The sequence below is a fragment of the Fusibacter ferrireducens genome (assembly GCF_015352425.1).
GTDB classification, from domain to species: Bacteria; Bacillota; Clostridia; order Peptostreptococcales; family Acidaminobacteraceae; genus Fusibacter_A; species Fusibacter_A ferrireducens.
Window position 1 is genome coordinate 67,493 of record NZ_JADKNH010000017.1, and the last position, 13,680, is coordinate 81,172.

The window sequence follows — 13,680 nt, forward strand, 5'->3', positions numbered from 1 at the left end:
AGTGATGGATCAGACGCATGCAATAGAACAAGATATGAAGCTTGAAATTGCAGATTATATTATCGGTTTGATACAGCGCAATCAGATGGCGGCCCACGATCGTCTGCCATCTGAAAATGAATTGGCGAAGCGATTTGGTGTAAATCGCAATACAGTTCGTAGAGCTATGGATTATTTAAAGGCACGTGATCGGATTTATGCCCAAAAGGGGAAGGGGTTATTCGTGGCGCCAAGCCAAGAGCAAATTGTCTTTCCTCAAATTAATAATATTGGGTTTTCTGAAATATTTCAGAACTATCCTTATCAGTACGAAAGCAAACTGTTAAAATGGTCGTTGGTGAGAGCAAAGGCAGAATTAAGCAGGATTTTAGAAATACAAGAAGGGGAATTGATCTATAAGGTTAAATTTCTGCGCAGCGTTCAAGAAAAGCCACTTGCCGTATGCATTTCAAGAATTCCTCAAAAAATGGTTCCAGATTTGCAAGCTCATCTTACCTTAGATTGTTCTATAAATCATATTTTGAAGCAGGTGTATCATTATGAACACCCGGTGTGTAAATTTGTCACGGCTGAAGCGGTAATGCCTTTAGCTAAAAATATGAAACTTTTAGAGGTCAATGAAAGTGTGCCCATGTTAAAACAGATTAGTAGATTTGATGTGCCCAATGTGGGTCCGGTGGAGCACTATACAGTGTATGCGCGTGGAGATCGGTTTAAACTGGATATACAATTTTGATTTGAAATCTGGATTTTACAATAATCCAGATTTTTTACATAAGCTTTACATGAGCAACTTGGTGCCTTCACAAGAAAAGAAGTTGGCGATGCTATAATAAATCGCAACCATAACTTTTAACTTGTAAGGAGGAATTATGACGTATTCATTTGGCTTATTTATTGCGTTTGGTGTTTTGAGCTTGCTTTTATTTGCAGGTGTACTCTTGAGAAGGGCATTCCCAATTTTTCAGAAATGGATGATACCCGCTTGCATTTTAGGTGGCATATTAGGTTTTATATTTATCAATTCTGGATTGACATCACTTGAGACCTCTTCGTTTGAAGAAATCACATATCATGTATTTAATTTATCATACATGTCTTTAGTACTGACGCCGTTTAAAAAAGGTGGCGGAAAGAATAAAAGCATCATTCGAGGAGGCCTTTGGATGGCTTTGATTTCTTCGTTGATCTTATCGGTTCAGGCTTTAACCGGTGCATTGTCCTATGGGCTTACCAATATGATCGGACTTACGAAACAGGCACCTGTTTGGTTGGGATTCTTGGCAACTCATGGCTTTACTCAAGGCACAGGACAGGCACTGGCTGTGGGCAATTCATGGGAAGCATTTGGCATTCAAAATGCACCCAATGTGGGCTTGTTCTATGCCTCCGTGGGATTTCTGATGGCTTTATTCATCGGCGTACCCTATGCAAATTGGGCAAAGAAGCACAATAAAACAGTAATTCCTGAAAAAAGTGTAAAAACAGGCATATTGAAAGGCCTTTATTCAAGCGATAATCAAATATCAGCAGGCATGCAGACGACACATTCTGATAATATTGATACTTTGAGCTATCATCTAGCAATACTTGGAATCTGTTATTTCCTGACTTATTTCCTGGCGTTCTTTTTGTCTAATCATGTTTTAGCATCCAGCGGGGCCCTAAAGGTACTGCCTTTTTCACTGTTTTTCTTGCCGGGGATGTTTGTCTGTCTCTTTGTAAAACAGGTGTTAAAACTGTTGAAGCTGGATCATACGATTGATCCTGGTATACAAAGTCGGATCACAGGCTTTTGTGTGGATTACCTGATGGTAGCTTCCATGACCAGTATTAGCTTTAGTCTGCTTCTACCTTATTTATCAGGCATCTTGGTAACGGTTCTTGCGATTGGTGCAGTCACTTTTTTCTTAATTCGATTTATCGCCGAAAAGCTTCCGGAACTCTCTGTAGAGCGTTTTCTATGTCAATTTGGCTGCTGTATGGGGAATACTGCAAGTGGATTGTTGTTGCTGAGGCAAGTAGATCCAGATTATGAAACGCCTTGTGCAATGGAACTGGTTATCTTCAATATTATATTTGTTCTTACAGGCATTATTTATCTGGTAGCCCCGGCTGCTCCAAAATTTGGGATTACGACATGGTCGTTGATACTCATAGGAAATGGCGTGATTATGGCTGTGCTCTTGTGGCTATTTGGGTTCTTAAAATCAGAACAAAAAAAGGAAGTGTAAGTGTATGACAAGAAAAGCAGATGTTATTTTTTATAATGGGCATATTGTGACGATGGAAGAATCTTTCCCCACAGTAGAATCAGTGGCAGTAAGAGATGGAAAAATATTGGCAGTGGGCAATCTTTCCGAAACACTGCAATTAAAAGATGAGAAAACAGTCATGATGGATTTGCAGAATCAAACGATGCTTCCGGGATTTATAGATGCTCATAGTCATTTTGTTGAAAATGGGCTCATAAGAAAATTTTGCGTCAATTTATGCCAGAAACCGGTTGGCAACATTGAATCCATTGAACAAATGATTGAGGCTTTGAAGCAAAGAGCGGCAGTCACACCCAAAGGAAAACCTGTAGTAGGCGCTGGATATGATGATACGCTCTTAAAAGAAATGCGCCATCCGATGAAAATCGATTTAGATGAGGTCAGCACAGAGCATCCCGTAATTGTACTTCATGCAACTTATCATGTGGCGGCGGCAAATTCCATGGCTATTGCACTTGCTGGGATTGAAGCACAAACTCAGATTGATAAAGATTATGTCCGCAGGGATGAGGCCGGTAATCTGTTGGGCCTTTTCCATGAAATGCCTGGTATTATGCCCTTTTTAAAGCTTTTTATCAATCTGGAAGAAATGCTGGGACCGTCTATTCTCTATAGTAATGAAGAATACTTAGCGGCTGGTGTTACCAGTGCCCAAGAAGGGGCCATGTATCCCTTTTTTTATGAGGGCATTAAGGAGGCTGCAAATACGGGTCTCCTCAAGGTCAGGCTTCTTCTCCTTCCCTTGGGTGAGTTCCCGATGGATGCCTTTAATGAGGTGAGGTCAGGAGAACTGCTCAATCAAAATGGCATGCTCACTATGGGGCCAGTAAAATTGATTTCCGATGGCTCGCTCCAGGCTTATACGGCCTATCTTTCCAACCCTTACTATAAACCGCATCCCAATATGCCCATAAAAGATGAACTCTATAGGGGCAAGGGCAACTATTTGCCAGAAGAACTTTGCAATATCGTCGAAAAATTTCACAATCAAGGGTGGCAAATCGCCATCCATGCAAATGGAGATGCTGCCATTGACGATGTCCTCAATGCTTATGAACGCGCACAAAAGAAGCATTTCAGGGAGGATGCCAGACATATGATCATCCACTGTCAGAGTGCAAGAGAAGATCAACTGGACCGGATCAAGCAATTAAAGATCATGCCTTCTTTTTATGCAAGTCATGTATTTTATCATGGCGATAGACACCGTGATCTATTTGTGGGGCCGACGCTGGCTGAGAGAGTACACCCCTGTTATTCTGCTCTCGTGCGAAACATACCATTTTCTAATCATAATGATTCTCCAGCAACCCCAATGAGCCCTTTATTATCCATATGGTCTGCTGTGAATCGTGTGACGTCCAGTGGCAAAATTTTAGGTGCAGCACAGAGCATTCCAGTTTACGAAGCTGTGAAGAGCGTCACTATAAACGCGGCTTATCAAACATTTGAAGAATGGCGCAAGGGGAGTATTTGTAAAGGGAAGTATGCAGACTTTGTGGTACTAGATCAAAACCCTTTTACGGTGGAGCCTATGAAGATTAGGGATATAAAAGTTATGAAAACCATTGTCGGTGGACAGGTCGCCTATGCCAAGGCGTGAAGAGATTGTTGTAAAATAAGATCATTAGAAAAACGCGATCATCCATTGTGTATTGAACCGACCGCAATAAATTAGATCTAATAATCTAACTTATTGGAGGTCGGTTTTTTCATGGCTTATGCCATTTAGCTTTTTTTAAGCGCTTTCCTCAAAACGAGATACAGTAAGAAGGGATAAAGTCTTGTAGAGCTTAAAAGACACAAAAGCGGTGATGAGTGTTGCTATTACATCCGCTATGGGTTGGGCATAAAGAATGCCGTTTACCCCCCAAATGACTGGCAGAATAAGAATAATTGGTATAAAACAAATCCCTTGTCTACATATGCCCAATAAAAGACCTTCTTTTGCTTTTCCCAGTGCTAGGAACAGCGATGAATACACCGCATAGAAACCAAATAGCATGAAGGATAAACCATTTGCTCGAAGTGCTTTTTGGCCGATGTCAATTAATAGAGCATCTCCCTTTGTGAATTGAGAAATAATAGGAATTGGAAATAGAATCATTGTCAGACCAACACATATACAAAATAGAGTTGTCCATATCACTGCTGTTTTTATGGCTTCATGTAATCGAATATAGTTTTTAGCCGCATAACTATAACCTGCAATGGGCTGAAAACCTTTAATAAAGCCAAATACAATGAGACTGCCCAATGAGATGATTCGCGTGACTGCCCCCATGCCAGCAATTATAGAATCACCATATTTTGCGGATTGCATATTCGTAAGTGTTATAGCAAGACTTGTCAGGAGTTGAAATAGTAAAGTAGGTATTCCGATTTTTAGTATTTCGGACATGATTTCTTTTGAGAAGCAGCAGGTTTTAATACTAAAACTAAAAACACTTTTTTGACTTAAAATGTAGGCGATATAAATCAGCGTAGAGACGATTTGAGCAAGTGCTGTTGCTAGAGCCGCACCAGCGATCCCCATACTTAGAGTATAGATAAGAATAGGGTCTAAAATCATATTTATTGTAGCGCCAGCAAGCATTGTGAGCATCGTGGTTTTGGCAGCACCTTCACTTGTAACGAGATTATTCATCGTGACATTAAAGACACTAAAAATGGAAGCTGTGAGATAGATACTTGCATAAGTTATAGCATATGGCATGATGCTTTCTGTAGCCCCTAAAAATTTGAGCACAGGCGTTAAGAAAATCATAATGCCGATGATTGCAATAGCACCTACAGCTATACTGACATAGACCGCTGTACTGGCAACTTGTCCCGCTTTTTCTTTTTCGTTACGACCAAGTAGCCTGGAAATATAAGAAGCGGCGCCATTTCCAAACAGCAACCCTAAGCCAACGACGACCTGACCTAGTGGAAAGGTGATTGCAATGGCCCCCATTTGACTTGTTCCAAGTCCACCGACAAAATAGGCATCCACTAAATTGTATAATGCATTGATCATCATACCGATCATAGTGGGTAGCCCCATCGCTAAAAGCGCTTTGGGTATAGGGACATTTCTCAATAATTCAATTTTTTTGTTTTTCTCATTCATGTGTGACACTCCTTTTGAATTTTTAAAATCAATATAAAGTATATTACTATAAAATATAGTAGTTGTAGCAAAGTTGATAATACTATAAAATATAGTAGATGTCAAGCATACTGTTGGAAGGAGATTGTATATGTCAACAATTGATCTGATTGTATTGGGAATATTGAAGCGGGAATCCCTAAGTGCCTATGATATTCAAAAACTTGTAGAATATCGCAATATTTCAAAATGGGTCAAAATTAGTACGCCTTCAATTTATAAGAAGGTCATTCAATTAGAAGAAAAAGGTTATATTAAAGGGACTATGATTAAAGAGGGCAAGATGGCAGAAAAAGCGGTTTATACTTTAACCGATGCTGGAGAAAAGCAGTTTGAAAAGTTAATGTTAGGCATTTCATCACAATCCATTAATATTTTTTTAGATTTCAACGCCGTTATTGTAAATTTAGATAGTCTTACAGATGAAAATCGCCAATTATGCTTGAATAAAATAGGTGAAAATATGGCACTTTTAAAATCATATCTTGAAGAAAATATGACTTCAAAGGGAAATAATCCCGAAATATCCTCAACTGGAAAGGCAGTTTTACAGCAACAATTTAGACTTGCTCAAGAGTTGGAAACATGGCTAGCGACTTTGGAAGAAAACTAAATGCTTACATTTAAAACAGCAGGATTAAGTGTTTTAGTATTCAATTTCAAAAAAATATATCTATCTTTGATTACCTCAAAACCCCCTTCTAATCTATTCCAAGAAGGAGATTTTGAGGTGATTAGTTATATCATTATAGCCTATAGCTTCTAAATATTAACTATGATAGAATATTTAAGAAGGTGCAGTATGAATTATAACAAGAATGGTATTAGTGAAAATTAAGGAGGCAGCAAAATGAGTAATCAAAAGGCATATTGGGATAAAGTTGCACCTGACAAGGTTTTTACAACAGAGTTTAAAATAGATGTATTTTCACAATATGTTCCTAAGACCAGTACCATTTTGGACTATGGTTGTGGTTATGGTAGGACACTCATAGAATTATCTCAGAATGGTTATGAGATGCTCCATGGTGTGGATTTCTCTGAAGAAATGATAAATAGAGGGCGGCAATTGCAATTTTCTGCGGATTTACAAGTTATAGCAAGTGGAAGCCTTCCCTATGAAGATAACAGCATTGATTCTGTGTTATTGCTGGCTGTGTTGACCTGTGTGCCCTCTGATGTAGAACAAGAATTGATTATGAGAGAAATTAAAAGAGTGCTTAAACCTTCTGGGACGATCTATATCAATGATTTTCTTCTAAATAGTGATGAACGCAATCAATTGAGATACGAAAAATATAAAGGCAAATTTAAGAATTATGGTACCTTTGAGCTCGCTGAGGGTGCTATTGTAAGGCATCATAATGAGGCATGGGTGTCAAAAATCACTCAGAATTTTGAAACCTTACATTATGAGAAAATTGAGTTTGTGACGATGAATGGCAACAAATCTAATGGATTTGTCTATATGGGACGTTATGCAGAGTAATATAAAAAATTAAAAAGTTCGGTTTTCAGTTGACAAAAATATACTTCGGTGGTAGAATTAAATTAATTCGAAGGAGGAAGTAATGTGAAAATTGACTTTGACAACATAGAAAACTCTTTTTTTGAGATCTTCGATCAGATAAAAGTACTTATTTCTCAAGATATATGGGAGAATATCCTTCTAAATTGTACCAAGAATGAAATGTTGGTTTTGATGTTGTTATATAGGGGCTCTGATGTCAATATGACTCAGATTGCTGATTATTTAAGCATTCCCCTCAACACGGCAACTGGTATTGTAACCCGTATGGAAAAAAAAGACATGATTGAGCGTGTCAGAAGTACGGAAGATAAGCGTGTGGTGACAATCGTTTTAACAGACGCGGGAAAGAGTCAGATCAATGCAATGATGAGTGCTTTTATGCATTATGGACAAAAATTTATATCGACATTATCAGCTGATGAGCTGGAGACAGCTGGAGCGATTCTAGACAAGGTCATCACGGTTCTTCAAGAAGAAAGCAACAAAGAGACACAACGTAAAAGTACGGTCAGAAAAATAGTAATAGAATAAAAGCAACAGAGCCTGTCTTGTGAAAAGATCATATGATCTGGCTATAGGGCAGAGGATATAAGCATCATGATATTGGCTACCTACGAGGTAGCTTATATTGAAAACAATACTTCGGGAGAAGAACTATTCTTCTGGTGAAATAAATTGAATTTAGTCAAACATCAACACATGAGTATGTCAATAAATCTAAAAATGAATAGATCAATAGATTGCTAAATCAATTAATCAAGAAAGTAGGTGTGAAGTAATGAGCAGAATACTCATTTTTACAGGTAAAGGTGGCGTTGGAAAAACCAGTGTGGCGGCGGCACATGCAAGACATTCTTCATTGGAAGGCAAAAAAACACTCATAGTAAGTACAGATATGGCACATAACTTAAGCGATATTTTTGGCGTATCACTTGGTAAAACAATATGTCGAGTTGAAGAAAATCTCTTTGCTCTGGAAATTGATCCTAATCATATGATGGAGAATGAATTTGGAGACATGAAAGATGCCCTGATTCAGATGATTAAATCATCAGGTGCACCGATATCAAATGTAGACCATCTTTCCATTTTTCCTGGGGTAGATGAATTATTTTCCCTATTAAAGATATTGGAAATTTATGAGGCGGGAGACTTTGAACGCATTATTGTGGATTGTGCGCCAACAGGTGAGACCATTGCCTTGCTTAAGATCCCAGAGTTACTCTCATGGTATATGGAAAAATTTCTGCCTGTTGGCAAAGTAGCCCTTAGAGTATTGGCACCCATCTCTAAAGCGGCATTTAAGATCGAGTTGCCTAATAAAGCTGCTATTTCTGATGTTGAAAGAATGTTTTTAAAATTAGAAGCGCTTCAGGCCTTATTTAAGAATAGAGAGGTGACTTCAATTCGTATTGTTGCAATACCAGAAAAAATGGTCGTTGAAGAAACCAAACGCAACTACATGTATATGAATTTATATAATTTTCAGGTAGATGGTCTCTATATTAATCGGATTCTACCCAGTGATATAGACAATCCCTTTTTCAATGAGTGGATTGAAATTCAACATCAATATATAGAGGAATATGAAATGATATTTGGAGAGATTCCAATTTATAAAATTCCTTGGTTTGATAGAGACCTCAATGGTCTTGTAGGAATAGATCTCATTGTAAAGGAAGTCTTGAAGACTCGAGATGTCTTTGGTGTTATAAAAGATATTCAAGGCGAAACTTATGAAAAAGTAAAGGGAGGTTATATCTTAAAATTGAACCTGCCTTGTGTGGAGAAAGCCGATGTTAAACTGCATGAATCCCTAACCGATATTATCATAAAAATAGGTAACTTTAAACGCAATATCCCTAAGCCAAGTACGTTGAGAAATCATGAAATAGCAAATGCTAAGTTTGATGAGGGCATACTGACAATAACGCTGCTTGAAAAGTGAGATAGTGCTCACAATGAAAGGAAGGTGCACCTGATGAAAACGATTCATGTTGAAGTCATTGAGAAATTAATAGAAGCCAAGAAACTAGAGCAGGAAGCTTTGATGATGCTCTTACCTAAAAAAATGCAGAGCCATCTTGAAGTGATTAGCAATGAACTGAAAGATATGGCATGTGAGTATATCACTGACTTAGCTCAGAAACTAGATACTCAAAAATCAACTAAACAAAACGAAGCGAAAACCCATGGCGTTAAAAAAGTAGACATAGGATAGGAGGTGGCATAATGCGCATTATATTATACACAGGCAAAGGTGGCGTGGGCAAGACAAGTATTGCGGCAGCAACAGCCATAAAATTGGCTGATGAGGGTAAACGGGTTATGATTATCAGTACAGATCAAGCGCATAGTTTGGCGGATTCACTGGATGTTAAACTCGGTTCAGAAACGACAAAAATCCTCTCCAATTTAGATGCACTGGAGATAGATGTTGTGGCAGAGAGTGAATCGGCTTGGGGCAATCTGAGAACTTATATGAAAGAAATCTTAACTTCTAAAGTGGAAAGTGGTATTGAAGCAGAGGAACTTTTAGTTTTTCCAGGGCTTGAAGAGTTGTTTGCGCTGTTCAAGATATTGGATATTTATGAAAAGAGTGACTATGATATCCTAATCGTCGACTGTGCACCGACTGGTGAAACTTTGTCATTGCTTAAATACCCTGATTTGTTTGGAGAGATGCTTGAAAAGCTGCTCCCAGTTAAGCGCAAGATGGTCAAAGTGGCAGGTCCAATTGTTCAAACTGTGACCAAAGTGCCCATGCCAAAGGATAATGTCTTTGAGGATATAGAACGATTAATGGATAAATTGGAACGATTGCAGACACTGATGTTAGACAAGACAATTGTCTCTCTCAGAATTGTGACAACGCCTGAAAAAATAGTGATTAAAGAGACTAAAAGAAATTTTACTTGGTTACAGCTGTTCGACTATAATGTGGATGCCATTATTATAAATAAGGTTTATCCCAAAATAGCTCTTGAAGGCTATTTTAATCAATGGGTTAAACTTCAAGAAGAGGGGTTGCTTGAGCTCGAAGAAAGTTTTAGAGATGTGCCAAGATTCATGGTAATGCTTCAAAAACATGAGCTCAAGACGATTCCAGTTTTAAAGGCAGTGAGTACTTTTTATGGTGAAGTAGATCCTTCGGGGATATTGGCAGTGCATAAGACATTCAGCATTATTCAAAGAGAAAATCGTCATTTTATGGAAATCTATCTGCCATTTGCAGAAAAAAGTGAAATGGATTTAGGTCAAAATAATGGTGAAATACAAATTGCAGTTAAAAATGAGAAACGTTGCTTTGCGCTACCTGATGTGGTTAAAGGCAAGGCAATCGAGTCTGCCAAATTTGAGAATGGCACATTGACGATTGCCTTTGCCCAATCCTAAAAATATTAAATAATAAAGCCTTTGCCTATAGCAAGTTTACCTTACTATAGGGCAAAGGCTTTATTTTGATTTAAAAATTCAAGTAACCTCAAACTGTATTAATTTGATATTTTTGATATAATTATAGAGATCGTTAGGTGAGTATAATCCTATTTGAAATGAACCTATAATGAGTTTCTCTAAAAAAATTAGAAAGAGAGGTTAATAATGACTACAGCAAAGCAATACATATCAGATCTTGAAAACATATTATCGCACAGGCATGATCATGGGGCTGATTATTGGACGACGCCAGATAAGCGGTTGATCAAAGGGTCCCCTTTTTCAACATTAGAGTGTGTACATTATCTAATTGAATTGGGAATGGATTCTACGGACCCCATATTAAAAGAAGCTGCGGCGTTGATATTCAGCACTTGGAGAGAAGATGGGCGTTTTAAAGTGTACCCGAAGGGTGCCATTTATCCTTGTCATACGGTGCAAGCGGCTAATGCACTCTGTCATATGGGATTGGCATCTGATGAAAGATTGCAGAAGACTTTTCAACACCTTTTAGAAATCCAATATACTGATGGTGGCTGGCGTTGCAATAAATTTACCTTTGGACGTGGTCCAGAAACGGCATATTCAAATCCCTTTCCAACATTAATTGCGTTGAGTGCTTTTCGTTTTAGTGAATATCTAAATAAAGAGCCAGCACTTGATAAAGCAGTCGAATTTTTACTGGATCATTGGACGATAAGGAAGCCTATCGGGCCGTGTCACTACGGTATGGGGACATTGTTCATGCAGGTTGAATACCCTTTTCGCAGTTACAATCTCTTCATTTATGTCTATATATTATCTTTCTATACTCGGGCGAAGAATGATAAGCGATTCCTAGAAGCTTTAAGTGCACTGGAATCAAAAATGCGTGATGGAAAGATTATTGTTGAACGCAATGTCCCAAAGTTGGCGCTGTTTTCTTTTTGCAAAAAAGGTGAAGCAAGTGGACTGGCTACTTTACGGTATTATGAAATACTCAGAAATCTTGATGGTAAGGTTTAGTGTTATAAGGCTTTGAATAGAAAAGATTTTTAGGTTGGCATTTGAAATGTGAATATATGTTAACATTTGCTATTCCATTGTAAATATCAAGATGATACGATTAGTGAAATAAGTTGTAAATGCAACACATTAGATAACACAAATAAGGTTGAATGGGTGTGTCATGCAGATGAAACGGATAAGTAAAACTGATTTGAAATTTAAAGTATTTAACAAAATGGATTCAAGTGCAATAGAAAGAACAATTGAAACAGAAAAATTACTAAAACATTTTGATCAAGTTTTGGAAGGCGATGGAGATGTTTGTTTTGTTGTGGGTGTTCCAGGTATCGGGAAGACAACTTTTGTTGAGAATGCTATAAAAACAATTGTTAATTACCAATACCTTTAATATGGAATTGCCAGCAACGAGCTTTTCTGGTGAAATCCAAGATGTGAAAGAGGAAATTGATAAGGTTGAATAAGTCATATCGATCGTGAAGCCTTGACATTTTAGTCAGAAGGTATTTTAATCAGAAGATATTTTAATCCAAAACATTGGACGTATGTATAAAAAAATGTACAAAATCATGTCGGTTGAAACAGATGGTCAGTAGCTTAAAATCTTCAAACAGAGTTGATGAGCGATATTTTGATGTTTGGCATTACAATTGCATTAGAGACAACTGAGCTTAGTTCTTTATGGGGGTAAAGTAACTTAGGGAAAGGTTGGGGTCTTATGAACTCTTATGTAATTGAAAGAAGATTTAAAAATCCACTTGTGAGTGGTGTGATTGCTGTTCTTTTAGCGACGATTATAGCATCCGTATTTTGGCCCATTTGGGGATTGATTTCAAAAAATATCATTCAGATCATAGCGGCTACTGGTTTGTCACAGTGTGAGCCAGCAGTGCAAAATGCCTATATTAAAGATGTAACAGAAGGTACTTTTTTTTGGATGTCCATCAATTCTTGGATTTGGTTTACATTGGTATTCACTAATTATGGTAAATACAAAAAAACACATTTACAGCCTGCTGCAGGCCTAAGATACAGTGCACTGGCTTTTTTATCTGGAATATTAGGCTATGTTGTATTGGTGGGATTGATTGGCATATGGTGGAGACCATTTAATTTAGGTGTAATGCTCATGCCACAAACTGTTAATGATGTAATGCTTGCTACGGAAGGTTGGGCAGCAGCTAATTTTTATGCGGTTCCCGTTTTGATCTGCCAAATTGCATATGTAGCTCTATTTGGGAAATGGCCTTTTACAAAAGCAGGAGAACCTTGGGATAGCTTTGGCGTCATGATGACATCCACAGCGGCTGCACTCATTGTATGGTTTGCGATGTTTGTTCCCTCTTTTCTCAAATTCCAACTGGCTGGGGAACAAATCGTCAGTCAACCAATGGGTTCGTTTCCATCAGTTTTAGCTTGGTGTCAATGTTTTATTTTATGGTTTTTGTTTCCAGTTATTTGCACTGAAGGTTATCCTGCAAAAATTTTCGCCAAAGAACAACCCTACAGAGGCTTTGTGGGACTGGGCATTTCCCTAGTCATGGCTTTTATTATGAGAGGTGCGCTCAGAGTTGTTTTGGCACCATTGGATCTGTTAAATGGCCAACCCGTCGATTTGGTAGTGGCATCACTGGTACTTTCCGTAATTACGGTGGGTCTGACTTGGCACCATCAATTTTTTGATTATCCTGATAAGTCAAAAGTTAAAAATGAAGTTTCTAGAGTTCTCATCAGACTGGCAATTGTTTTGGTCGTAGGCACTATTATGGGGCTTATTTGGATGAAAGTGTATGTGTTCTTACCATTTGGTTCAAATGACATGGGGTTAGGCTATCCAACTTTAGGTTTAATTGCAGGACAGTTTATCTATATGATGCCGATGCTATTTTTGAATACTTTCTTCGATAAATGGCCCCTAACGCAAATAAAGTGCATTGAAAATAAAGACTAATTGAATTATTGAAGAAATGAGAGGGCAATTGTACGAGCAGTTGCCCTCTTGCTCTATTTAAAAATAGATTTACATATAGTTTTACATATGAATTTTCTGATGGTTTCATAACATGGCTTATAAATCATTTTATAGAGTAATTTATAAATTATTGTACAAGAAGTTGCACAATCGTCCATTTGTTTACACGGTAATAGAATTGCAGTTTTTATTTGAATCGTTTAGATTGCAGTATTTTGAACGGTTAGCAAATAATTTGAACTTTGGCATCCAACTTGCGTTATAAGAAATCGTCACAGATAGCTTAGATTACCCCCTGTAAAAGAAC

At 37.8% G+C, this 13,680-nt stretch carries 13 protein-coding genes; 12 read left to right on the forward strand and 1 reads right to left on the reverse strand.

The window, feature by feature from the left end; genetic code table 11:
• The first annotated feature begins 4 nt into the window (after positions 1–4).
• The 3 genes from ISU02_RS20955 to ISU02_RS20965 all read left to right on the forward strand — a co-directional run bounded on the left by ISU02_RS20955 (position 5) and on the right by ISU02_RS20965 (position 3,879).
• Positions 5–736 carry a GntR family transcriptional regulator gene (locus ISU02_RS20955; RefSeq protein ID WP_228727911.1) on the forward strand — a complete coding sequence of 244 codons (732 nt, stop codon included), beginning with the start codon at positions 5–7 and terminating at the stop codon, positions 734–736.
• Positions 737–872: 136 nt separating this feature from the next.
• The gene (locus ISU02_RS20960; protein WP_194703807.1) at positions 873–2,234 is read left to right on the forward strand and encodes a sodium/glutamate symporter family protein; all 1,362 of its coding nucleotides are present in this window, start codon (positions 873–875) and stop codon (positions 2,232–2,234) included.
• A 4-nt stretch (positions 2,235–2,238) separates the two neighbouring features.
• On the forward strand, positions 2,239–3,879 hold the full coding sequence (locus tag ISU02_RS20965; RefSeq protein WP_194703808.1) for an amidohydrolase: 1,641 nt from the start codon (positions 2,239–2,241) through the stop codon (positions 3,877–3,879).
• A 135-nt stretch (positions 3,880–4,014) separates the two neighbouring features.
• Here ISU02_RS20965 and ISU02_RS20970 read toward each other — a convergent pair whose 3' ends face one another.
• Positions 4,015–5,388 carry an MATE family efflux transporter gene (locus tag ISU02_RS20970; protein WP_194703809.1) on the reverse strand — a complete coding sequence of 458 codons (1,374 nt, stop codon included), beginning with the start codon at positions 5,386–5,388 and terminating at the stop codon, positions 4,015–4,017.
• A 130-nt stretch (positions 5,389–5,518) separates the two neighbouring features.
• Between ISU02_RS20970 and ISU02_RS20975 the strand changes: the two genes are divergently transcribed.
• The 9 genes from ISU02_RS20975 to ISU02_RS21015 all read left to right on the forward strand — a co-directional run bounded on the left by ISU02_RS20975 (position 5,519) and on the right by ISU02_RS21015 (position 13,352).
• Positions 5,519–6,040 carry a PadR family transcriptional regulator gene (locus tag ISU02_RS20975; protein WP_194703810.1) on the forward strand — a complete coding sequence of 174 codons (522 nt, stop codon included), beginning with the start codon at positions 5,519–5,521 and terminating at the stop codon, positions 6,038–6,040.
• A gap of 237 nt (positions 6,041–6,277) precedes the next feature.
• A complete protein-coding gene (locus ISU02_RS20980; RefSeq protein WP_194703811.1) occupies positions 6,278–6,916 on the forward strand; it encodes a class I SAM-dependent methyltransferase in 639 nt (212 codons plus the stop codon).
• Positions 6,917–7,000: 84 nt separating this feature from the next.
• Complete coding sequence (locus tag ISU02_RS20985; protein WP_194703812.1) at positions 7,001–7,489, forward strand: MarR family winged helix-turn-helix transcriptional regulator; 489 nt, start codon at positions 7,001–7,003, stop codon at positions 7,487–7,489.
• A 247-nt stretch (positions 7,490–7,736) separates the two neighbouring features.
• Complete coding sequence (locus ISU02_RS20990; protein WP_194703813.1) at positions 7,737–8,906, forward strand: ArsA family ATPase; 1,170 nt, start codon at positions 7,737–7,739, stop codon at positions 8,904–8,906.
• A gap of 33 nt (positions 8,907–8,939) precedes the next feature.
• Positions 8,940–9,179: a hypothetical protein gene (locus ISU02_RS20995; RefSeq protein ID WP_194703814.1), complete on the forward strand. Its 240-nt coding sequence runs from the start codon at positions 8,940–8,942 to the stop codon at positions 9,177–9,179.
• An 11-nt stretch (positions 9,180–9,190) separates the two neighbouring features.
• Positions 9,191–10,354, forward strand: a complete 1,164-nt coding sequence (locus tag ISU02_RS21000) for an ArsA family ATPase (protein WP_194703815.1) — start codon at positions 9,191–9,193, stop codon at positions 10,352–10,354.
• Positions 10,355–10,561: 207 nt separating this feature from the next.
• A complete protein-coding gene (locus tag ISU02_RS21005; RefSeq protein ID WP_194703816.1) occupies positions 10,562–11,401 on the forward strand; it encodes a prenyltransferase/squalene oxidase repeat-containing protein in 840 nt (279 codons plus the stop codon).
• 169 nt (positions 11,402–11,570) lie between these two features.
• Complete coding sequence (locus ISU02_RS21010) at positions 11,571–11,792, forward strand: ATP-binding protein (protein ID WP_194703817.1); 222 nt, start codon at positions 11,571–11,573, stop codon at positions 11,790–11,792.
• Positions 11,793–12,119: 327 nt separating this feature from the next.
• On the forward strand, positions 12,120–13,352 hold the full coding sequence (locus ISU02_RS21015) for a hypothetical protein (protein WP_194703818.1): 1,233 nt from the start codon (positions 12,120–12,122) through the stop codon (positions 13,350–13,352).
• Positions 13,353–13,680 lie beyond the last annotated feature (328 nt).